This window comes from Methylosinus sp. RM1, assembly GCF_011378635.1.
Lineage (GTDB): Bacteria > Pseudomonadota > Alphaproteobacteria > Rhizobiales > Beijerinckiaceae > Methylosinus > Methylosinus sporium.
Genome location: NZ_WOVC01000015.1, coordinates 1 through 22,057 on the forward strand (window position 1 = coordinate 1; position 22,057 = coordinate 22,057).

Genomic DNA, 22,057 nt, shown 5'->3' on the forward strand with positions numbered 1-22,057 from the left:
CGCCTGGCCGGCCCCTATGGAGCCGAGCGCGTCGAGGCCGCGGCGGAACGCGCCATAGAGATCGGCGCGAAGACCTACGGCTCGGTCAAATCCATTCTCGACAACAAGCTCGATCGGAAGCCGCCGCCAAAGCGCGCCGCGGACACGGCCCCGATCCTTCATCCCAACATCCGCGGCTCGCGCTACTATCATTAGGAGACGCCGACTTGCTCAAACATCCGACCCTCGATCAGCTCCACGCCCTCGGGCTCTACGGAATGGCCAAGGCCTTCGTCGAGCTCGCCGAGACCGACGAAGCGAAAGGACTCGACCGTAACGACTGGCTCGCCTTGCTGCTCGATCGGGAAGCCTCGCTCCGGCGGGACAAGCGGCTGACGGCGCGTCTGCGCGCCGCCAAGCTCCGCCAGCAGGCCACCGTCGAAGACGTCGACTATCGCGCCGCGCGCGGCCTCGACCGCGCGATGTTCCAAAAGCTCGCCGAGGGCCAATGGATCGACGCTCACGATAATTTGGCTCTCGTCGGGCCATCCGGCGTCGGGAAAAGTTGGCTCGCCTGCGCCATCGGCCAGAAGGCCTGCCGCGACAATCGCTCCGTCGTCTATCATCGCTGGCCGAAGCTCTGCGAAGAGCTGGCGCTCGCACGCGGCGACGGCCGCCATCCGCGGCTTCTGAAATCGCTCGGACGCGCCGATCTCCTGGTCCTCGACGACTTCGGCCTCGAGCCGCTCGACGCCGGCGCTCGCCACGATCTTCTCGAAATCCTCGAAGAGCGCTACGGGCGCCGATCGACGATCGTCACCTCTCAGCTCCCCATAGCCTCCTGGCATGAGGTTATCGGAGATCCCACCTACGCCGATGCGATCCTGGACCGCCTCGTTCACAACGCCAACCGTATCGAGCTATCGGCCGAAAGCCTACGCCGAGCGCGCGCCAAAGGAGCCAAAAACGCCTTGACCGAAAACCAGAACGGGTGAAACAAATCTCGCCGGTCGACGAACGCGGCGCCCAGGCGGGATCATTCCGTTAGAGGGGGCGCCATTATCCCGGAATCCCCGGGCGCCATTATCCCGTTAAAGACGGGCGCCTTCGTCGGAATCGCCAGCGCGCCGGGAGCGGCGCGATGAGCGAGGACATTCAGGCCGATATTTGCATCATCGGCGCGGGCTCCGCCGGCCTGTCGGTCGCGGCGGGCGCGGCGCAGCTCGGCGCGCGCACCGTCTTGATCGAGTCGCATAAGATGGGCGGCGATTGCCTCAACACCGGCTGCGTGCCGTCGAAATCGCTGCTGGCGGCGGCGAAGGCGGCGAAAGCCGTGGCGCGAGCGCGCCGATTCGGCGTGCGAGCCGGCGAGCCGCACGTCGATTTCGACGCGGTGAACGCCTATGTCCACGGCGTCATCGATGCGCTCGCACCACATGATTCCATCGAGCGCTTCACGGGCCTCGGATGCGTTGTGATCGAAGGGCGCGCGCGCTTCGTGGATCCGCGAACCGTCGAGGCCGCTGGCAAGATCATTCGCGCGCGGCGCTTCGTGATCGCCACCGGCAGCCGCGCCGCCGTGCCGCCGATTCCCGGGCTGGACAGCTCGCCTTATTTCACCAATGAGACGATTTTCGACAACAAGGTTCTGCCGAGACGTCTCCTGGTGATCGGCGCGGGGCCGATCGGTTGCGAATTGGCGCAGGCGCATCGACGGCTCGGCGCGGAAGTAAGCCTCTTCGACCTCGGCCCTCTGCTTCCGAAGGACGATCCGGACGCAGCCGCCGTCGTTCGTGACGCGCTCGTCGAGGATGGAGTCGATCTTCACGAGAGCGTCGACATTCTCCGCGTCGAGACGCGCGCCGAAGGCGTCGCCATCGTGCTGCGAAGCGGCGCCGGCGAAAGCGCGATCGAAGGCTCGCATCTGCTCGTCGCCGCGGGCCGAAAGCCCAATGTCGAAGATCTCGGGCTCGACATCGCAGGCGTGCGCTACTCGCAGAAAGGCGTCGAGACCGATGCCCGGCTGCGCACGAGCAATAAGCGGATCTTCGCCGCCGGCGATGTTGCGGGCGGACTCCAATTCACTCATCTCGCCAGCTATCACGCCGGCATCATCATCCGCAACGCGCTGTTCCGGCTGCCGGCAAAAAGCCGACCGAAGGCCTTTCCATGGGTGACCTATACCGATCCGGAACTCGCGCAAGTCGGACTCACCAAAGCGCAGGCGCGGGAGGGAGGCGCCGATATTCGCATTCTGCGCGCCGATTTCGCGGACAATGACCGCGCTCGAGCCGAGAGCGAAACGCGCGGATTCCTCGAGGTCGTGGTCGGAAAAGGCGGGCATGTGCTGGGCGCGACCATCGTCGGCCACAATGCCGGCGAGTTGATAACGCCCTGGACCTTGGCGATCTCGGAAGGGCTAAAGATCGGGGCGTTGGCCAATCTCATCGTCCCCTATCCGACGCTGAGCGAAATCTCCAAGCGCGCCGCCGGCGCCTATTACACTCCTGCGCTGTTCTCGACGCGAATGCGCGCGCTCGTCCGCTTTCTCGGAGCTTTCGGATGAGCCTGCGGCGCCTCGCCCCTCTGCTCGCGCTCGCGGCGTTGATCGCGGCGGCTGTTTATTTGCGCGTGGACCAATATCTGACGCTCGACGCCCTGCGCGACAATCGCGCCGCGCTGTTGGAGTTCGTCCAGTCGCACAGCGTTGTCGCCGCTTGCGCCTATGTGCTCGCTTATGTCGGAGTCGTCGCGCTCTCACTGCCCGGAGCGGCGGTCATGACGCTGGCGGGAGGCTTTCTGTTCGGCGTGCCGCTCGGGGCGACATTGACTATCATCGGCGCGACGGCCGGCGCGACACTGTTGTTCCTCATCGCCCGCTCCGCTGCCGGCGATGTCCTGCGCGAGCGCGCGGGACCTTTTCTCGCGCGCATGGCCGACGGCTTTCGCAAGGACGCATTCAACTATCTGTTGTTCCTTCGGCTCGTTCCCGTGTTTCCGTTCTGGGCCGTCAATCTGGCGCCCGCGCTGCTGGGCATGCGCCTCGAGCCCTTCGTCGCCGCCACGGGGATCGGCATCGTGCCCGGCACGCTGGTTTATGCGGCGTTTGGAGCAAGTCTCGGCAAGATATTCGACGCCGGCGCAGACGTGCGGCTGGAAGACGTGTTCAGCCCCACATTGATCGCCGCTCTGCTCGGACTCGGCGCTCTGTCGCTGCTGCCCGTGATTCTCCGGCGCCTGCGTGAAGGACGGCGTTGACCGTCGCCACGTAGCGCGCAGCCTCGTGCTCTTCCCCGAATGGAGCTCCTCATGCCCCTTGTCGAAGCCAAGCCGATTCCTCGATATCCCTGGCTCATTCGTCTCTTCTTCTGGAAGCAGAAGCTGACCTATGGACGCGTTCTCGATCCGGGCCTGCTTTGGGGGCGCTCGCCTCTGGTCTTCGCGGCCGCGGCGCTGTTATACGGCGCCTTGAACCGACGCTCCTCGCCTTTGTCGCCGGCGCTGCGCTCATTGCTGACCGTGCGCGTCTCGCAGATCAACCATTGCGCTTTTTGCGTCGACATCAACTCCGCGACGCTGGCGAAACGCGGCGTCGCGATGGAGAAGATCGACGCGCTCACGGACTGGCGCGATAGCCCGCTGTTCGCCCCGGACGAGCGGCTCGCGCTGGAATATGCCGAGGCGAGGCGTCCGACGATCAGCTCGCGAGGGCCGCACGCATCGCCCAGATTCACGAGACGATCATGGCCTTGCCCGACCGCTACGAGACGCTGGTCGGGGAGAGAGGCTATCGCTTTTCGGGCGGCGAGAAGCAAAGGCTGGCGCTCGCGCGCGTCATTCTTCGCGATCCGCCGATCCTGCTGCTCGACGAAGCGACCAGCGCCCTCGACGCCAAGACCGAACACGCCATGGCGTCTGCGCTGGCCGCGCTATCGCAGGGACGCACGACCATCGCGATCGCCCACCGCCTTTCGACGGTGCGGCAGGCCGATCAAATCATCGTCTTGCAAAAGGGCCGGATCATCGAGCGTGGCGCGCACGATGAACTCATGGCGCAAGGACGAGCCTATTCGGAACTGGTGATGCGGTCGCATCTCGATCGGCAAACTGCGTGACGCCTATGCAAAGCCTTCGCTTTTCATGCCCATCGCGCACCGCTGGCTTTTTCCTCCTGCTCGTCCGGCCGCGCCGAAACGCGCCGCGCCTCTTCTGACTGCGAACTTCTAGGCGCCCATCGACAGGCGATTGCGCCCCTGTCGACGCCCCCTCCCCTGCGCCCGTCACTTGAAGAGCCGCATGTCCGTCATCGTCCGAAATAGCTTCATCGACTGTTCGGGGAACCTCGCGAAGCTGATGCGCGCCGCGCCAGGCCTCGCGCGGGTCGTCGATGATCGAGAAATGGTCGAGAAGGCCTCCAGACGCGACTTCTCTTTGAAAACGGCGAAGGCGAGGCTCATCACGACGGCTCCAGAATCACTCCGCCGATAGGGATCAGGCTTCCAGTGAAGTGAAGCGCAGCTACCGTCAGTGCTTCAAATGCTCTATTCCTCGTGTGACGGCGAGCCTGATGCGTTCCTTCAGAGCGTCGCTGCTCACCTCATAATTCGAGAAATCGCTGTCATTGGCGTAGACGCCGAGCGGTAATGTCAGCGACTGGAAAAAAGCGAACAAGGGCCGCAATTGGTGATCGATCACCAATGAATGTCGATCGCTGCCGCCCGTCGCGGCGAGCAGAACGGGCGTACCGATCAGCGCCTCGTGATGGACGAGATCGAAGAGATGCTTGAAGAGGCCGGTGTAGGAGCCGCGATAGACCGGAGTCGTAACGACCAGCGCGTCCGCGGTCTCGATTTGTTTCACGGCTTCGCTCACCGACGGGGGAGCGTCCTTTGCCGAAACGACTCCGGCGAGATCGGCGACGAGATCGGCGACCGAGATCGCATAGGCTTCGATCGTTGTCGATGCGGCGATTTCCGCCGTGATCGCTTGCGCGAGAGCGGCTGCGCGTGACGGGTGTCCGAGGCCGCCGGATACGGCGACGAGCTTTATCGCGGTCATGTCGTCTCCTGTGTGAGAGCTATGAAAGCCGGCTGTGGCGCAGCGCCGTTCAAGAATAGAAGGAAGGCGTAGGATAGGCGCCGTTCAGCGCGAAATCACCGAGCTCCTTCAGCTTGTGATCGAGCGGATCGTGAAGCGTATGCGTGCGCGCATTACGCCAGAAGCGGTCGAGCCCGGCGCGGGCGATCGTCGCGCGCGCGCCCATGATGTCGAACATGCGGCTGCCGACGTCGAGCGCCGCGCGGGCGCTCGCGACCTTGGCGGTCGCCACATCGATCGCAACGGCGCCGCGTTCTTGCGGCGTGATCGCGTCGCCGCGCGTCCACCCGCGTTGAAAAGACTGCACGGCGCAATCGACCAGCGCCTCCGCCCCGCAGACCTGCGCCCAGAGCTCGCCTGCCGTATGGAGAGTGAACGGATCGCCGCCGATGCGCGCCGCGCCATCGCTCGGCAACTCCCGCACATAGGCGATGGCCGAATCGAGCGCGCCACGCGCCAATCCGACATAAATGGCGACGAGAATGAGCTGCGCGAGACATGGCCGCAAGGCCGCGAAAGGCGAGCCGAGCGGCCCGGGCGAGACGAGCAGTTCGTCTTCACGCGCCTCGACCGCGTCGAAGGACACGGAGCCGCTGTCGGTCTGGCGCTGCCCCATATTGTCCCAATCATCGTGAATCCGAATTCCGGCGCGCCGGGTCGGAATGACGGCGATCTTCAATTTTTCCCGATCGTCGAGCGCCGAGACGACGAGCATGTCGGAATCGCTCGCGCCGGAACAAAAGCTCTTCGCGCCGTCGAGCCGATAGGATTCGCCATGGCGACGTAGCCGCAGGCGAGAATCTTTCGGATTGACCGCATTGCCCCAAAAGCAATTCTCGCGAACCGTCTTCTCCATGGCGCGCCGCGTCTGCTCGGCCGTCCCGAAGAATTGGAGCGTGGCGATCATCAGATGATGAAACGCGAAAAGATGGGCGAGCGAGCTGTCGACCGCCGCCATTCGCCGAATTATGGCGAATATTTCGACCCAATCCGCGCCGCCGCCGCCGAATTCGTGAGGGATGGAGAGGGTCAGCAGGCCGCTGTCGCGAATGAGATCGCGCTCGTGCTTGGCCGTGCCGCCCTGCTTGTCACGTTGTGCGGCGTTTGAGGCGAGCGCGGCGAGCAGGCGCTCGAGCGCGACAGCGGTCGCGCGGATCTCGACGATGCGGTCAGACATTTATGATGCGCTCCTCATGCCGCCGCCGAAGGCGCCGCGTCGGGCTTCGCCGCGACGCTTCCAAACGGACCGGTGATCTTCTTGCCCGGCAATGTCCCGCGCGCCTCGACTCCGAGCCTCGGAAACATGAGCTCGGCGAAACGATAGGCCTCCTCCAAATGCGGATAGCCGGAAAGAATGAAGCTGTCGACGCCGAGCGCTGCATATTCACGCAAGCGCGCCTCGACCTGCGCCGGATTGCCGACGATCGCCGTTCCTGCGCCGCCCCGCGTCAATCCGACGCCGGCCCAGAGATTGGGGCTAATCTCGAGGTCCGCGCGCGTGCGCCCTCCGCCTTTGCGCAATTCGAGCATTCTCCTCTGGCCGATCGAATCCATCTTCGCGAAGGTCTTCTGCGCCTCTGCGATGGCGCCATCATCCAGGCGGCTGATGAGGGAGTCCGCCGCCGCCCAGGCTTCGTCCTCCGTCTCTCGAACGATCACATGAAGCCGCACTCCGAAGCGGGGCGCACGTCCGAACGCCGCCGCGCGACGCCGCACATCCGCGATCTTCTCGGCGACCGCGGCGGGCGGCTCTCCCCATGTCAGATAAGTGTCGACAGCGCGCGCTGCGAGCTCGTGCGCGGGCTCCGAGGAGCCGCCGAAATAGAGCGGCGGCCGTGGGCTCTGCACCGGCGGAAACAGCAGCCTACCCTTCTCCATGTCGAAATGCGCGCCGTGAAAATCGACGCTCTCATCCGCATGGCTCGCGCGAAGAAGCGCCTCCCAGGCGCGCACGAATTCGGCCGAGACCTCGTAGCGGGCCGCATGATCGAGAAAGAGTCCGTCCCCGGCGAGTTCGCTCGCATCGCCGCCGGCGACGAGATTGATCAGCAGCCGCCCACGCGAGAGACGATCGAGGCTCGCCGTCATGCGCGCCGCCAGCGCCGGCTGCACCAGGCCAGGACGCAGAGCCACGAGAAAGCGCAGGGCCTTCGTCGACTCGATCAAGCTCGCCGCGACGATCCACGGATCCTCGCAGGAGCGCCCCGTCGGAATGAGAACGCCGTAATAGCCGAGACTGTCGGCCGCGACCGCGATTTGCCGAAGATAGTCGAAGGTCGCCGTCCGCGCGCCTTCCTCGGCGCCGAGATAGCGCGAGTCGCCATGCGTCGGAATGTACCACAAGATATCCATGATCCGATCCCTGTTCGCCGGCCCGAGCGCGGCAATAGGAGACTTCTTTTGCGATTGCCGGCCGCAAGAGACGGGCCAATCGCTCGCCCGCTAAATCCTCGCTCGTTTTGTGCTTCGGCTGCTGCATTCGAAGCAATTCCGACCCGGATCTGCGGCAAGCGCAGCAGCTCATGCCAGATCGAGACGCAGCAGGCGCGCAGCGTTGCGCCATGCGACTTTCTCGATCACTTCCTCGTGCAAGTCGAGGCGCAGGAAATCGGCGACGCCCTGACCGAGAGGGCGAAACGGATAGGACGAGCCGAACAGGACTTGATCCGCGAGACATCCGCTCGCAGCGTCCGCATAGCGCTGGCCGCCCGGCGCTAAGAGATACATGTCCGGCGACACGAAGACATTCTCGTTACGAAAGGCGACGCCGATCATCTCGTCGATTCGCGGGTAGAAGGCGTGGCAGCAGACGATGGGAAGGCTCGGGAAAGCGCGCGCGACGCGATCGACGGCGAGCGGATCGTTGAGTCGTAGGTCCGGCGTCGTCGGGCCAGACATCATGAAGACCGGCGCGCCGATCTCCGCGCAGACTTCGTAGACGGGAAACAACGTAGCGTCGTCGTGAGAGATCGGCTCCCCCAAAAAAGCGGGATCGACATTGACGCCTGCGAGCTTAAGCTCCTTCAGGCAGCGCTCCGCCTCGTCGGCCGCACCTCTGCCGGTGAAGAGTTGCGGGTCGACCGAGCCGACGCCGAGCAGGCGCCCTTCCGACGAGCGAGACAGCGTCGCCAGCACATCATTTGAAATCCGCACGCTCGGCGTGCTGCGTCCCACCATGACAGCGATGTCGATCTCCGCCGCGTCGAGCTCTCGACGAAACGAAGGAAGGTCGGGCGCTCGCGTGAAATGGTCGATATCCTCGGAGCCCATGCGGCGGTTCATCCAGCACACGGTTTCGAAGTCGGCCGATCCAGGCTCCGCTCCGAAGAAGGAATGAAGGAATGATGGTCGCGCGCGCATGTCGACGATATGCCGCGGGCGGTTCGATCGTGTCATTCGAAGATCCTCTCGATGTGCCTCGGAAGTAATCGCATCGCAATCGAGGCGCCGGATCGGGACTCGGCAGATCGCGGCCTATCGCAATCGCATTGTTGCATGCGCAGCAGCGCCGCGCCTGGACTGTTGCGAATGCAATCGCCGTCCCCCGTGATAATGCGGAAATCCGTAATCACCAGCCGAAAATTGGGTGGCACGCGCCGTGCTCATTCATAGACGATCGATGCGCGGTCGCGTGACTATCGGCGGCGCGCGCGGGCCACAGGGAGACTAAGGATGAGCGGCGCTTCTTCGCCTTCGGCGCATCAAAAAACGGAGGCGATCAAATTCGCCTATTGGGTTCCGAATGTCTCGGGCGGCCTCGTCATCAGCAAGGTCGAGCAGCGCACGAGCTGGGATATCGACTATAATCGCAAGCTCGCGCAGATCGCCGAAGCGTCGGGCTTCGAATACGCCTTGACGCAAATCCGCTTCACCGCCGGCTATGGCGCCGACTATCAGCACGAGTCGGTGAGCTTCTCCCATGCGCTGCTCGCGGCGACCGAGAAGCTCAATGTAATCGCGGCGATTCTTCCCGGCCCATGGCATCCGGCGGTTGTCGCCAAGCAGGTCGCGTCGATCAGCTGGTATACCGGTGGGCGGCTCGCGGTCAACATCGTCTCGGGATGGTTCCGCGGCGAGTTCCAGGCAATCGGCGAACATTGGCTCGATCACGACGAGCGCTATCGGCGCTCGGAGGAGTTCATCCGCGTTCTGCGTGGCGTGTGGTCGCAAGACGATTTCAGCTTCGCAGGCGACTTCTACCGGTTCCGCGCCTACACGCTGAAGCCGAAGCCCGTCAGCCCGCCGGAGATATTCCAGGGCGGCAGCTCGCGCGCGGCGCGCGACATGGCGGCGCGCGTTTCCGACTGGTATTTCACCAATGGCAACACGATCGAAGGCATTCAAAAACAGGTCGACGACATTCGCGCCAAGGCCGCGCAGAGCGGTCATCGGGTGAGGATCGGAGTCAACGCCTTCGCTATCGTGCGCGACACGGCCGAGGAAGCGCGCGCCGCGTTGAACGATATTCTGACAAATGCCGATCCGGACGCCGTTCGCGCTTTCCACCACGAGGTTCAGAACGCCGGCGCGGCTTCGCCGGAGCGCGAAGGCAATTGGGCGAAGTCGAGCTTCGATGATCTCGTCCAATACAATGACGGGTTCAAGACCAATCTCATCGGCTCGCCGGAAGAGGTCGCCCGGCGGATCTTGGATATCAAGGCGGTCGGCGTGGATCTCGTCCTTCTCGGCTTCCTGCATTTTCAGGAGGAGGTCGAGTTTTTCGGCAAGCGCGTCATTCCGCTCGTGCGCGCGCTCGAGGCCGAGCAAGCCCGCTTGGCCGCGTGAGCGTCTCGAAACAGATTCGTCGATCGGAACTGCGCTTCGATCCACAATGACAGAATAAGTTGAGGCACGAAAATGTCGGAAGTCAACAGAGCAGAAGCGTTCGAACGGCTCGATCGCGTTATCGAGACAGTGATCGCCGCCAATGCGGAGCGCAATGACGAGCAGTCGCTGTTTCCCGCCGAGAATCTCCATGCTCTCGCCGAAGCCGGATGGACCCGCGCGCTGGTCTCGCCGGAATATGGCGGGCTAGGACTCGATCATACGGCTTTCGCCGAGGCCGCCTATCGCATCGGACAGAAGGACGCCTCGACGGGCCTCGTCTATGTGATGCATGTCGGCGCCGCGCAGACGATCAATCTCTATGGCACGCATGATCAGAAGCTGCGCTGGCTGAAGCCGCAGGACGGAAAATATCTGCTCGGAACCTACTCGACCAGCGAGCGCGCCTCCGGCGGTCATTGGTGGTATAATTTCTCGCAGGCGTCGCGCGACGGCGATGATTATATCGTCAATGCGGAAAAATCCTTCACCACCTCCTCCGGCAAGGCGGATTACTACATCACTCAGACGCGCACGCCGGACGCGCGCGATCAATCGGATATCTCCTTCTTCATCGTGGATGGGAAATCGCCGGGCATCACGCCCGGGCCGTGGAACGCGCTCGGCGTGCGCGGAAACCATTCCGGTCCGATCCGCTACGAGGGCGTGAAGGTCGCGCGGAGCAATCGTCTCGGCGAGGAAAATCAAGGCAAGGAGATCATCTACAACGGCGTCTCGCCGGTCTATCTGATCGGCCTCGGCGCGGTGTGGGAAGGGGTCGCCCGCGGCGCTCACGATACGGCGGTGGGACATATCAAGAATTCGATCCACAAGGACACGAGCAAGCGTCTCGCCGATTATCAGGCGATCCGACAGGAGCTCGCCAAGCCGAAAGTGCTGATCGAATCACTCGGACCCTGGCGGCGTGAGCTCGCGGCGGGGCTCGACGCGCTGTGGTTTTCGGGCAAACCGCAATCGGAGCTGCTGATCGCGCTCACCGAATTCAAGGTTCACGCCTCCGAGACCGCCAATCTCTCCGCCGCGGCCGCGCTCACCGTCACCGGCGGCTACGGCTACAAGAAGGGCTCGCTCGAGCGCTATTTCCGCGACGCCCGCGCCGGCATCGGCATGGGGCCGTCGAACATCATCGCGCGCGACTGGATCGGCAAGACGGCGGTCGGTCTGCCGCTCGAGCTGTTCTATGAAGGCGGCGAATAACGAAAGGCTCGTCGCCTCTCGTCTCGTTTGTTCCCAGCATTTCGAGGAAAGAAGATGAATATCCCGTACCGCGTCATCGGTGCGGCGAGCGCGCTCGTCTGCGCGAACGCCGCCTTCGCCGCCGATCTTCCGTCGCGCGCGCAGCCGCAGCCGGCGACGATCTCGTCCGTTGATTATCAACCCTTCCAAATCAGGCTGCGCGCGACGGCGATCGTTCCGGACGGCGGCTTTTCGGTTTTCGACCGCTTCGGAACCGTGCCGGCCGTCACCGGAATCGCCGCCGGCGTTCCCGGCGGCCAGATCTTCGGCGCCGGCGTTCATGCCTCCACGTCGATCATTCCCGAGATCGATCTCAGCTATTATTTCGACGAGCATTTCGCTGTCGAGACGATCGCCGGCTATACGCGGCACACTTTGACGGCGACGGGCTCGCTCGCCGGCATTCCGGTCGGCGCGACGAATCTTCTACCGGTGTCGCTGCTCGGCCAATATCACTTCACCCAATTCGGCGCCTTCCAACCCTATATCGGCGTCGGCGTCACTTGGGCGGTTCCCTATGGATACAGCCCGGGCAACGGCTGGACGCCCCTCGGCACCGCGCTCGGCTTCACCGGCTATGATTCGGTGCGCGCTCTGCAGATCGGAACCTCGGTCGGCGTCGCGGGACAGATCGGCTTCGATTATATGATCACGCCCAATATCGGCGTGAATGTCGATCTGAAGCGCATCATGGCGGAGCCGACCGCCTATGCGACGATCTATAATTCCGCGCTCAATCAGAACATCTATGTCAGGGTGAAGTCGAACCTCGATCCTTGGCTCGCGAGCGTCGGCGTCACTCTGCGCTTCGGCGGGGCGTCGGCGCAGCCGATCCTCGCCAAATATTGACGCGAAAGCGCCTTTCGATCGAATGGAATCGTTCGATCGATCACGCTCCGAGCCAAAAGCGCGAGGCGCCGTCACGCGCCTCGCCAAACGGCGCCTTCGATCGAGACGCGAGCGGGTAATTGGCCCGCGGCGAAATAGCCGTCGGCGATCGACTGCTGCTGGCCGATGACATGGAAATCGAGCGGCTTGGGCTCGAAATCGAGCCGGTGCAGATAATGTCGCGCCACCTGCCGGTCGAGATGCAGGCATCGCGCGACGGCGCCGAGCTCTTCCTCGGCGCGCTCGCGCGGCGTCGCGCCGAGCGCGCGGATTTCGGCGAGGATCGCGTCGACGATCTGCGGTTGGCCGCAAGCGAAGTGTCGGCGCGCGACATAGAATTGATGATTCTCGACGAAGCCGGAGCCATCGAGGAGCACATGAGTCTTGCTCCCCATGCGCGCGGCGCTCAACAAAGGCTCCCAGATCGCCCAAGCGTCGATGGCGCCCTCGCGCAAATCCTCGAGCAGATCGAGCGTCGGAGGGACATAGACGGGCTCGATGTCGTCGCGCGATAGCCCCCGAATGTTGAGCGCGGTCGTCAGAAAATGATCGGCGTTCGACCATCGGCTGAAGGCGACGCGCTTGCCTTTCAGATCGTCGATCGAGCAGAGGCGCGGATCGGCGACGACGAGGGCGACATCGGTCGGGGCGGGAGATTCATAGCCGACATAGAAGAACGGAACGCCCATCGCGAGAGCGAAAACCGTCGCAGCCTCGCCGGTTACGCCGATGTCGATCTCGCCGCGACCGATCGCGTCGAGAACAGCAGGCCCGGCGCTGAACTCCCGCCATTCGGCGTGATAGCCGAATGGTCGAAGGCGTTCGTCGAGCGACCCCAACGCCCGCAAGGCCGCGAGCGTGCCGAATTTCTGAAAGCCCAGCCGCACGACATTGGGGGCGCTTCGCGCCGGCGTCCGCTTTTCCTCCCGATCTTTCTCGGGCCGGCTCTTCTTGCGCGGAGCAATGACGCCCATATGGCCGAGATGGGTGCGCAGCTCGTTGCGGCTCATGCCGAGCCGCTCCGCGGTGTGGACCTGATTGCCGCGCTCGAGATCGAGAGCGACCGAGACGAGGGAACGGGTCACGCGGTCGAAGAGGTTCTTCTCGCCTTGCGCTATCGCGGTTTCGAGCAGGCCGCGCAGGCGCGTCTCGAAATCGGCGACCTCTTCCGCATGCGGCGCGTCGAACGCCTCGACGATCGGCACATCGCTTATGTGCGCCTCCGGCGTCAGCAGCAGCGCATTGTGCAGCACATTCTCCAGCTCGCGAATATTGCCGGGCCAATGATAGGCGGTCAGCTTCGCGAGGGCTTCGGGCGCGAGCACGGGCATCGGGCGGCCGAGCTTCGCGCCATAGAGGCGCAGAAAATAATTGGCGAGCGGCTCGATGTCGCCGCGTCTCGCGCGCAGCGGCGCGATATTCACGGTCGCTATGGCGAGTCGATAGAAGAGGTCTTTGCGGAAGCTCTTCGCGGCCACCGCCGCCTCGAGATTCACATTGGTGGCGGCGATCAGCCTCACATCGATCGGCCGCGCCTTGCGCGATCCGACGCGCACGATCTCGCGCTCCTGCAAGACGCGCAGCAGCTTCACCTGCATGGGCGGCGGAAGATCGCCGATCTCGTCGAGCAGCAGCGTCCCGCCATGGGCGGCCTCGAACCAGCCGTTCTCGCTTCTCGCGGCGCCAGTGAACGCGCCCTTCTCATGGCCGAACAGCTCCGCCTCGACCAGCGTCTCGCTGAAAGCGCCGCAATTGACCGCGAGGAAGGGACCGTCCTTGCGCGCGCTATTGGCGTGAATATAGCGAGCGACCAGCTCCTTTCCGGTGCCGGTCTCGCCGATGATCAAAACGGTCGCGTCGCTCGGCGCGATCCGATGCAGATCGGCTTTGAGCCGCAACGAGACGGGATCCTCGAACACCATGGCCGAAGCCCGGCTCGTCGCTCCGGGCGTCACTCCGGAAACGGTCTCGATTCCGGTCCTTTTCTTATCGGTAACGACCACCGAAAAGGAAGAGGGACTGAACATGCTCGGCGCCTCGATGCGTCATTACATTTTGCCCCGCGCCCCGCAGTTTGCTCGGCAGGTGAAGGCAATCGTGGTTTCACGGCGGCGCGTATGTTGACTAAATTACTAGACAAAGTCAATAAATCTCGAGACGATAGGAGGCGACAGCGTGGGTCGGCACGTCATCGCGGGCGCGCCGACCTCGATCGTGACGGCGGCGCGGACCTCGCCCGGCTTTCCGCCGAGAGCGATCACACGGTAGCCGAGACGGAGCGCCGGAGCTCGAGCAGATCGTCCTGCAAACGCTGCGGGTCGGCGTGTCGAGCGCGGAGAAAGACTTGTCCGTCAGCAGCACGTCCGGCCGCACCGCGAGCGCGCGGGCGAAGGCGACGCGCGGCCTCTGTCCGCTGGAGAACTGTGCGGAAAGCCTCGAAGCCGATGCCGCGCACTGCATCCAGCGCGCAGATGCGCCCAATCGTCATATTGGCCTGGACGCCGCCAGGGAAGCAATCGCGCGTCCTCCTGGAACACCAGCGCCATCGTGCAATCGAAACGCGGCGCGCCGAATAATGCTAGGCGGTTTCGCCGGGAAGGATTTTCGGGAGCGATCGCTGATCGAGGAGATTTACGCCGAGCGCCGCGAGCGTGCAGGCGCCGAGTAGGATCGCCGCATCGACGGTGTCGGCCCGTCCGATCCAGCTCGCGACGACTGGCGCCAGAACGAGAAGAGCGCAATTGTTAATCGATTCCGATGACGCCAATACAAAGCCCGCGTCAGGCCCAGCTCGGCTCGCCTGAACGGCGGTGTTGGCCGGGGCGGCGAGGCCCGAGGCAAATCCCCAAAGAGCCAGAAGGATAATTGCCGATACGCGGCTCGACTCGGTCGCCAGAAACGCACTTTGCGTAAAGAAGATCAGGCCGATGGCGAAAACCAGCACAGTCTCGGGCCGTCCGGCCCAGGCGGTCAGCCGTCCGACGGCCAGGTTGCCTGCGGCGAGCCCGAGACCGAAGGCAGCGACCGAAAGGCCGATGACGCCGGTGGAAAGACCATAGCGGCTACGCAGAACCTCGCCGGAGATTAGAAACCCAGCAATCGTCGCGCCGAGCCAGAACCCCTTGGAGAGGTTGGGCCGGAGGATCGCGCCGTCGAGCAATCGGGCCGCCGAGGCTTTGAGCGGACGACTCCGCCGCGCGATGGATGGCGGCAAAATGCGCGCCGCCAGGATGAGGACGGCGATGCAGCCGCAGGCTACGGCAATGAACGGCGCCTGCCAATCATAGGCGTCGGTCAATAGCCCTGCGAAAGTCGGACCCGTGGCGATGCCGAGGGTCAAGCCCAAGAGGACGAGCCCCATGGCTCCCGCCTGACGTTCTTCGGGAACGGTCTCGGCAATCAGGGCAAAGGCGGTCGGCGTGAGCGCCGCTCCCGCCGCGCCGCCGAGCACTCGCGCGACGATCGCGAAAGAGAGCGAGGGCGCGAAGGCGACAGCCAGCGCATCGGCGGCAAAAAGCGCCAGCGCTGGCAACAACAAACGCCGCCGACCGATCCGATCGCCGAGGAGGCCGATGAGCGGGGCGAGTACGGCATAGGATACCGCGTAGGCCGAGACGAGCCAGGCGATATCGGCGGGCTTCGCGGCAAAGGCCGACGCCAATGGCGTCAGCATCGGCGCGAGCATGAATTCAACCGCGCCGACGAAATAGACGGCGAGCGCCAGGGTGGCGAGGATGAGCGAGGGCGATGGGGTTGGTTTCGGCATGGACAGGCGATTCCGATACGTTGATGTCGTCCTGGCTGGAGGCAGCCTTCAGGGTGACGAGAAGCTTCTGGCGGCGCGTTTCGAGATCGGCCATTTGCCGTTCGATCGCCTCGAGCTTCAACCGATGCGCAGCGGCCACCTTCGGACAGGCGGTAACCGCGGCGGGATCGTCGACGATGCAGTTGAGAAATGTCGCGATTTCGTCTGTGGTGAAGCCGAGCCGGATCATCCGGCCGATGCGGCGCACGAAAGCGACCTCGGCCTCGTCGAAATCGCGGTAGCCGTTCTCCTCGCGGGTGGCGCGGATCAGGCCGACCTTCTCGTAATGACGGATGGAGCGCACGCTCGCCCCAGTCCTTTTTGCAACGTCTCCGATCTTCATCCGCCCTCCTGCCGCATGGTCTAGCTCCTGACATCAATGTCAGGGTCAAGCACGAAAGTGAGATTTACCGCACGACGGAGAAGCGCTGCGCCACAACGCGCAGCGGACTTGCGCATCCGGCGGGCGCGGCTCGCGAGAGGGTGGCTTCGTGGCTGTCTGTCGATATATGCCGGCTCGCCGCGTGACACCGAGTTCCCAGCGCTTGCGACGCTATCCGACTTGGCCACGATGCCGCAGAAACTGATCGGCGAGCACGATCGCCATCATTGCTTCGCCGACCGGCACGGCGCGAATGCCGACGCAGGGATCGTGCCGGCCTTTCGTGACGATTTCCGTGTCTCCTCCGAGGCTGTCGATCGTCAGCCGCGGCGTGAGGATCGACGACGTCGGTTTGACCGCGAAACGCGCCATGATCGTCTGCCCGGTCGAAATGCCGCCCAGCACGCCGCCGGCGTGATTGGAAAGAAAGACCGCTCTCCCGTCATTGCCCGAACGCATTTCGTCGGCGTTGGCTTCGCCCGAGAGTTCCGCAGCCGCGAAGCCCGCCCCGATTTCAACTCCCTTGACGGCATTGATCGACATGAGGGCGCTCGCGAGCTCGGCGTCGAGCTTACCGTAGATCGGCGCGCCCCAGCCTGCAGGAACGCCTTCCGCGATTACCTCGATCACGGCGCCGACGGACGAGCCCGCTCTCCGCGCCTCGTCGAGATAATCCTCCCAACGCCGCGCGGCTCGTGGATCCGGGCAAAATAGCGAATTTCTCTCCACCTCGCTCCAATCGAAGCGCTCGCGATCGATTCTATCCGCGCCGATCTGCACGAGCGCTCCACGAATCGATACGCCCGCGACGACTTTGCGGGCGACCGCGCCCGCTGCGACGCGCGCGGCCGTCTCCCGCGCCGATGCGCGTCCGCCACCGCGATAGTCACGAATTCCGTATTTCGCATCATAGGCATAGTCTGCATGACCGGGACGGAATTTGTTCGCGATCTCGTTATAGTCTCTTGTGCGCTGATCGGTGTTGTCGATCATCAGAGCGATCGGCGTGCCCGTCGTCACTTGCCGGCCGTTTCCATCCGTGAAGACGCCGGAGAGAATTTTCACGTCATCCGGCTCCCGCCGTTGCGTGGTAAAGCGCGATTGGCCGGGTCGACGTCTCTCGAGCGCATGTCGAATCTCCGCCGCCGTCAGCTCAATTCCCGGCGGACAACCGTCGACCACTGCGCCGAGCGCCGGCCCATGGCTCTCGCCGAATGTCGTGACGCGGAAGAGGTGGCCGAAACAATTATGAGACATGCAGACCTCGGCGTTCTAGCGCATACTCGATCTCGTCGCCGTTTCCGCCACGCGGTCGAAGCATGAAGAGACGCCCCGCCGCGCAGCTCCGCGATCCGAACTGGGGCCGTTTAGTTTCGCACCGGAGGGCGCTTTCTCAAATGCAGGTGAAGAATGCGAACGCCTTCCAGTAGGTAGCCGTCGTCCTCTGCGACATTTCGGAGATCGCGGTAGAGCGCTTCTATTTCTGGACTGGTCGCGAGTCCGAATTCTCGCAGCCGATCTCGAATCTGAACGAACGAACGCCAGATCAGGCTCTTTTGACGCGGGGTCCTGAGCGCCGGTTGTGTGAACTGCGCCGCTTCGATAGCGACGTCCATGTTCTGCACATAGGTCCAGAGCGGCTCCGCGCAATTGAATTTGACGTTGATTCTCTCGCCCAACCTTTCGAGCAGCTCGACCGAACGGGGAACGGAGGGGTGATGAGGAATCGAAAAGCGGCGTGTCGTCGGCTCCTCGATGATAATCGAGCCGTTGTCCTTGCATAGCGACAGGACGTTCTCGAAAAATGTCGTCCAGTTCGTGATATGCGCGAGAACGAAGCGACAGTAGACGACGTCGAACGCTTCTCCGATATCCAGCGTGGATGTCATATCATGGCGGATAAAGCGAATATTGTCGATCCCGCGCTCGTCTCGCCTCTGGAGACAGACGTCGATCTGAGCTTGCGACTCGTCTATCGCCACGACAGCTCCGCTGTGTGACCTGACCTGATCGGCGAACCAGAACGCCATTTGGCCGTGCCCGCATCCGATTTCCAATACGGACCGCGCATTGTCGGGAAGCTGGCTCGTGATGAAGTCTCGACTCGCGGGGTCGTATAGCTCGGTCAATATCTCCAATCGCTCTCGATCGGCGTAGCCGACATCGTGGATATAGGCTTCGCTCTCGTCCTTCGAATAGCTGTCTTGGTTCTGCATGGCGTTCTCCGAGAAAGGTCTCAGATGATGATGCTGATGCGTCTTTGTTTCGAGATGGACTCATGGTCCAATTGCACCGACCGCTCACGGATTCGAAACTCGGATTCATGCGGGACGAGCCGATATTTGGCGCTGCCGACGAACTCCCAGGATTCGTGATTTCGAAATTGATAGACGACGAAATTCACTCTCACGACGATCTCTTCGGTCGCAGAGGCCAAAAATCGCAAATTGGACACCAAGCGACGCGTACGCGAGCGCGGTTGCTCCATCCAAGTCGACGCGCCCGCGAAATGCCGAACGCGCGCCCGCAGTCGCTCATAATCGTCCAAGATCAGGCAGAGGGCTTGCTCAGGCGCGCTTTCGGCCGCGCGCTGCAATGGAGCGACGATGTATCGCGCCTCCGGTTCAAAAAGCTCGAACCAGTCATCGAGGCGCCATTCGTCGAGCAGGTCCGCTTCCAAGGCGAGAAAGGAGGTGATGCGGCTTACGATATCCGGAACAATCGGGACTGCGCTCATATAGGGAACGACGAATGTTGCTGTCATTACGGCTGCTCCACATAATTGGCCCATTCGCGCCAGAAGGCTCGGTTCTGCTCTTCATCTGTATGATTTGTCGTGCCGACGCTCATGCCACGCGAGAAGTCGCTGTAGCCGATGCCCGCATGTGCATATGAGCGCTGACAGGATTCCAGAATTTCGACGTCGTCGGGCGTTCCGAAACCGCCTGGCCCGATGAAGGATATCAGCGCGCTGACGCGCATGGCTCTTTCTTCCGGCGTGTCATTCGAAAATCCGGCGCCCCAGACGGTCACTTCGACCTCGTCGGGAGACGTCGGGAAAAAAGTCCGTATGTTCAATCCGAGTATGTCATTGATGACCAGATTTGGAAAAACGAAGAGGCTGCGGTTGGTATGAGCCATGTCCTCCGCGCGTCCTCGTCCGACACGAGCGACGAGATCGTCGAACTTTTTATCGATCGCTGCTTTCATGTCGGCTGGGAATAGGGGGCTCCAATAGGCGATGGGCCGTCCAGTCGAAGGCGGACCGCTCTTTATGACGCCATGTCCGCCGCCGAGAGCATAGCCGACGCCGCTGCGCTTGTGCGAGTTCGGATCGGTTCCGAGCGAATCGAGAAGCTCGAGAAATCGTTTGTGCGCAAATGGCAGATGATAGGCATCGACGCCGTTTTCAGCGAGGAGCTTCCAATTGGCTCGGATGGAGTGATGAAGATGTTCGGGCAGAACTTCGACGGATCCTTCGGACTGATCGCAGACGAGGTCTATGTATTCCTTCGCGCCCCCGAGATAGGAGGCGAGGCTCACCGACGGTTCGCCGAAGTTGATGAATAGAAAGCCGCGATAATCATCGAGCTTGATTTGCGGCAAGGAAGGCTCGGGCAGCCCTTCGCCGACACGTCCATACGCGGACCTTCCCGGCACGCCGGTGAGCGCGCCCGACGTATCGTACATCCAGCCGTGATAGGGACATGCAAATCGATTGGCGGTTCCTTTCGCGTCCGTGCAGACGACGGCGCCGCGGTGCGCGCAGGCGTTCAAGAACGCGAGCGGCGCCTCGGAAGCTACGTCCCTGACCAAGATGACGGGGCGACCGCCGATCTTGCGCGTGAGAAAGGCGCCGGGCTTTTCCAACTCGCTCGCATGACCGGCATACAGCCAGCATTTATCGAATATTCGCGTCAGCTCCCGGCGCCAAGTATCCTCACATACATAGACTTGCCGATGCACCCGAAAAAAATTCCTATTGTCTGTCTCGACGAATTGCCGCGTCGTCATTCGAGTCTCCCGAGAACGATGCCAGGGCGAGCCTCTATTCTTGTAGCCGCATCCATAACCGAGCAACAATAAAGCTCGACAACGAAATAAATATTACAATCGTTAAAAATAGCAATATAGAATTTTATTATACGACACATAACAATTTAACTGCCTCGTAATTCTGCGATGTCATATCGACAAGCCAAAAGCGTGTATTATTCTATAATTGTGCATCAGAAAGAATAAGGCCTTTCGGCCGGCGCGCGCTAGCGGATTTTCTTGCTGGGCGTCGTGCCGAGCTCGACGAGCCTTGTTTGCGTGAGAGCGACGGTTGCGAGCGCGGCAATGACGAGGCAACCCGAAATAGCGATCAAGGACACCACCAATGCGAACGAGATATTTTCAGCGATGGGCTCATGACCGGCGATCGAAAAAAACAATCCGCCGACGATGGCGATGCTCAATGCGGAGCTGATCTGCAAGGTCGTGTTGATGATGCCGGATACGAGCCCAGACCATGCCGTGTCGACTTTGCCGATAATGGCGCGAACGAGGCTCGGCAACGCTGTCCCTTGCCCAAAGCCGATCGCGAACAGTGCAAGGCCGCGAAGCGCGTGATCGAGCGACTGGTCGGTTCGCCAATTCCAAACGACAAACGCTAGGCCCAGCATACCGATCGTCTCGACAGCGATTCCTAAGGGAGCCGTTCGCGGGCCGAGCATCCGGCCGGCATAGGGGCTGAGCAGCGGAGCGAGAAAAGAGCCGACGCCGAATGGGAGAAAGACGAGCGCCACGTCTCTCGGAGATTCTCCGAGCGCAGTTTGCAGATAAATGGAAAAAATAAGGAAAAACGAGCCGATGGCATAGAAGAAGAGGGCCGCCAGCAACCCCAGGCCGAAGCCGGGCAATTCCATGACGCGCGGATCGAAAAGCGGAGTTCCTCCATCTCGCAGGAGTCGCTCCTCATTTCGCAGGAACAGCGATCCGGCGATCGGCGCCGCCATCAGTAATAGCAGGGACCAGAGCGGCCAGCCTCGTTCACGACCTTCGATCAGCGGCGTGACGACGAGAGCGAGCGTCAGCGCAGAAAGCAGGACGCCGAAAATATCGAGCCGCGGTCGACGTGGATTAGACGCCTCGGGCAAGAGAAGCCCCGAAATGAGAACGGCCGCTGCGATCGGCAGATTGACGAGAAAGACGATCCGCCAGCCGAGACCGAAGACATCGGCCGAGACCAGGAAGCCGCCCAGGATTTGTCCGCTCGCCGCGGCAAGTCCGAGCGTCGCGCCATAAAGACCCAGCGCGAGCGATTTTTCTTCCGGTGCGAAAATCACATTGATGGACGCGAGCCCTTGGGGAACCATCAGCGCGGCGCCGAATCCTTGGAGAACTCTGCCCGCTACGAGAATGCTGGAACTGGGGGCCGAACCGCATATCGCCGATGCGCCGGCAAAGCAGGCGAGTCCCGCCAAAAAGATGGTCCGACGTCCGAAAATGTCTCCGAGCCTACCGCCTGTGATAAGGAACACGGCATAGGTGGTCATGTAGCCGGAGACAACGAGTTGCAAATCGGCGGGCGTCGCGCCGAACTCCTCCTTGATCGCCGGAAGCGCGATATTGACGATAAAAAAATCGAGTGGCGACAGAAAAACGCCCGTGAGCAGCACAGCGAAGCGGAACCAACGCCACCGCGCGTGAGCGACCACAACTCCATTGCTGCGGCTCTGTTGTTCGAGCGACATTTCGCGGGACAACTCGACAGGGGATGGGCAAAAGCGCCGTTTCTAGCTATGCCGATCACGGTCGCATTTGGCAATGCTCGTTTCGTT

Annotated in this window: 21 protein-coding genes and 3 pseudogenes; 10 read left to right on the forward strand and 14 right to left on the reverse strand. The window is 62.6% G+C overall.

Annotated elements, in window-relative coordinates; all coding sequences use genetic code 11:
• The 7 genes and pseudogenes from FMZ75_RS11995 to FMZ75_RS21330 all read left to right on the forward strand — a co-directional run.
• Nucleotides 1–195: pseudogene (locus FMZ75_RS11995) on the forward strand (IS21 family transposase); the annotation flags it as partial.
• A gap of 11 nt (nt 196–206) precedes the next feature.
• A complete protein-coding gene (istB, locus tag FMZ75_RS12000) occupies nt 207–974 on the forward strand; it encodes an IS21-like element helper ATPase IstB (protein ID WP_166143052.1) in 768 nt (255 codons plus the stop codon).
• A 146-nt stretch (nt 975–1,120) separates the two neighbouring features.
• Nucleotides 1,121–2,545 (forward strand): NAD(P)/FAD-dependent oxidoreductase, encoded by a 1,425-nt coding sequence (locus FMZ75_RS12005; protein ID WP_166143054.1) that lies wholly within the window; start codon nt 1,121–1,123, stop codon nt 2,543–2,545.
• Nucleotides 2,542–3,237, forward strand: a complete 696-nt coding sequence (locus FMZ75_RS12010) for a TVP38/TMEM64 family protein (RefSeq protein WP_166143056.1) — start codon at nt 2,542–2,544, stop codon at nt 3,235–3,237. Before FMZ75_RS12005 ends, FMZ75_RS12010 begins: the two co-directional genes overlap by 4 nt.
• Nucleotides 3,238–3,288: 51 nt before the next feature.
• A pseudogene (locus FMZ75_RS12015) lies at nt 3,289–3,603 on the forward strand (carboxymuconolactone decarboxylase family protein); the annotation flags it as partial.
• Between the two features lie 104 nt (nt 3,604–3,707).
• Nucleotides 3,708–4,094 carry an ATP-binding cassette domain-containing protein gene (locus tag FMZ75_RS12020; protein WP_370464712.1) on the forward strand — a complete coding sequence of 129 codons (387 nt, stop codon included), beginning with the start codon at nt 3,708–3,710 and terminating at the stop codon, nt 4,092–4,094.
• A 181-nt stretch (nt 4,095–4,275) separates the two neighbouring features.
• Nucleotides 4,276–4,467 (forward strand): hypothetical protein, encoded by a 192-nt coding sequence (locus FMZ75_RS21330; protein ID WP_207783410.1) that lies wholly within the window; start codon nt 4,276–4,278, stop codon nt 4,465–4,467.
• Between the two features lie 36 nt (nt 4,468–4,503).
• On the opposite strand, the gene msuE is transcribed toward FMZ75_RS21330, so the two are convergent.
• The 4 genes from msuE to FMZ75_RS12040 form a co-directional block, all read right to left on the reverse strand.
• The gene (gene msuE, locus FMZ75_RS12025; RefSeq protein ID WP_166143060.1) at nt 4,504–5,037 is read right to left on the reverse strand and encodes an FMN reductase; all 534 of its coding nucleotides are present in this window, start codon (nt 5,035–5,037) and stop codon (nt 4,504–4,506) included.
• Between the two features lie 49 nt (nt 5,038–5,086).
• Nucleotides 5,087–6,253 carry an acyl-CoA dehydrogenase family protein gene (locus FMZ75_RS12030; RefSeq protein ID WP_166143062.1) on the reverse strand — a complete coding sequence of 389 codons (1,167 nt, stop codon included), beginning with the start codon at nt 6,251–6,253 and terminating at the stop codon, nt 5,087–5,089.
• Between the two features lie 14 nt (nt 6,254–6,267).
• Nucleotides 6,268–7,428, reverse strand: a complete 1,161-nt coding sequence (ssuD, locus tag FMZ75_RS12035) for an FMNH2-dependent alkanesulfonate monooxygenase (protein WP_166143064.1) — start codon at nt 7,426–7,428, stop codon at nt 6,268–6,270.
• A 168-nt stretch (nt 7,429–7,596) separates the two neighbouring features.
• The gene (locus FMZ75_RS12040; RefSeq protein ID WP_166143066.1) at nt 7,597–8,472 is read right to left on the reverse strand and encodes an amidohydrolase family protein; all 876 of its coding nucleotides are present in this window, start codon (nt 8,470–8,472) and stop codon (nt 7,597–7,599) included.
• A 276-nt stretch (nt 8,473–8,748) separates the two neighbouring features.
• Between FMZ75_RS12040 and sfnG the strand changes: the two genes are divergently transcribed.
• From sfnG to FMZ75_RS12055, 3 genes are all read left to right on the forward strand, one after another.
• Nucleotides 8,749–9,861, forward strand: a complete 1,113-nt coding sequence (gene sfnG / locus FMZ75_RS12045; RefSeq protein WP_166143068.1) for a dimethylsulfone monooxygenase SfnG — start codon at nt 8,749–8,751, stop codon at nt 9,859–9,861.
• A 72-nt stretch (nt 9,862–9,933) separates the two neighbouring features.
• Complete coding sequence (locus FMZ75_RS12050) at nt 9,934–11,118, forward strand: acyl-CoA dehydrogenase family protein (protein ID WP_166143070.1); 1,185 nt, start codon at nt 9,934–9,936, stop codon at nt 11,116–11,118.
• Nucleotides 11,119–11,172: 54 nt separating this feature from the next.
• On the forward strand, nt 11,173–12,006 hold the full coding sequence (locus tag FMZ75_RS12055) for an OmpW family protein (protein WP_142862532.1): 834 nt from the start codon (nt 11,173–11,175) through the stop codon (nt 12,004–12,006).
• Nucleotides 12,007–12,077: 71 nt separating this feature from the next.
• Here the strand turns inward: FMZ75_RS12055 and FMZ75_RS12060 are convergent, their stop codons facing one another.
• The 10 genes and pseudogenes from FMZ75_RS12060 to FMZ75_RS12100 all read right to left on the reverse strand — a co-directional run bounded on the left by FMZ75_RS12060 (nt 12,078) and on the right by FMZ75_RS12100 (nt 21,970).
• Nucleotides 12,078–14,072: a sigma 54-interacting transcriptional regulator gene (locus FMZ75_RS12060; protein WP_166143072.1), complete on the reverse strand. Its 1,995-nt coding sequence runs from the start codon at nt 14,070–14,072 to the stop codon at nt 12,078–12,080.
• Nucleotides 14,073–14,187: 115 nt separating this feature from the next.
• Nucleotides 14,188–14,505: a hypothetical protein gene (locus tag FMZ75_RS22140; protein WP_370464709.1), complete on the reverse strand. Its 318-nt coding sequence runs from the start codon at nt 14,503–14,505 to the stop codon at nt 14,188–14,190.
• 118 nt (nt 14,506–14,623) lie between these two features.
• Entirely contained in the window at nt 14,624–15,730 is a 1,107-nt protein-coding gene (locus tag FMZ75_RS12070; RefSeq protein WP_207783411.1) for an MFS transporter, read from the reverse strand.
• A gap of 4 nt (nt 15,731–15,734) precedes the next feature.
• Nucleotides 15,735–16,010 (reverse strand): hypothetical protein, encoded by a 276-nt coding sequence (locus FMZ75_RS22145; RefSeq protein ID WP_370464713.1) that lies wholly within the window; start codon nt 16,008–16,010, stop codon nt 15,735–15,737.
• A 42-nt stretch (nt 16,011–16,052) separates the two neighbouring features.
• A pseudogene (locus FMZ75_RS22150) lies at nt 16,053–16,193 on the reverse strand (MerR family DNA-binding transcriptional regulator); the annotation flags it as partial.
• Nucleotides 16,194–16,403: 210 nt separating this feature from the next.
• A complete protein-coding gene (aroC, locus tag FMZ75_RS12080; RefSeq protein ID WP_166143078.1) occupies nt 16,404–17,489 on the reverse strand; it encodes a chorismate synthase in 1,086 nt (361 codons plus the stop codon).
• A 110-nt stretch (nt 17,490–17,599) separates the two neighbouring features.
• A complete protein-coding gene (locus tag FMZ75_RS12085; protein ID WP_166143080.1) occupies nt 17,600–18,370 on the reverse strand; it encodes a bifunctional 2-polyprenyl-6-hydroxyphenol methylase/3-demethylubiquinol 3-O-methyltransferase UbiG in 771 nt (256 codons plus the stop codon).
• A gap of 98 nt (nt 18,371–18,468) precedes the next feature.
• On the reverse strand, nt 18,469–18,996 hold the full coding sequence (locus FMZ75_RS12090) for an aromatic-ring-hydroxylating dioxygenase subunit beta (RefSeq protein WP_170295655.1): 528 nt from the start codon (nt 18,994–18,996) through the stop codon (nt 18,469–18,471).
• The gene (locus FMZ75_RS12095; RefSeq protein ID WP_166143082.1) at nt 18,996–20,246 is read right to left on the reverse strand and encodes an aromatic ring-hydroxylating dioxygenase subunit alpha; all 1,251 of its coding nucleotides are present in this window, start codon (nt 20,244–20,246) and stop codon (nt 18,996–18,998) included. The genes FMZ75_RS12090 and FMZ75_RS12095 overlap by 1 nt, the downstream gene beginning before the upstream one ends.
• Before the next feature lie 248 nt (nt 20,247–20,494).
• Nucleotides 20,495–21,970 carry an MFS transporter gene (locus FMZ75_RS12100; protein WP_166143084.1) on the reverse strand — a complete coding sequence of 492 codons (1,476 nt, stop codon included), beginning with the start codon at nt 21,968–21,970 and terminating at the stop codon, nt 20,495–20,497.
• Nucleotides 21,971–22,057: the final 87 nt, after the last annotated feature.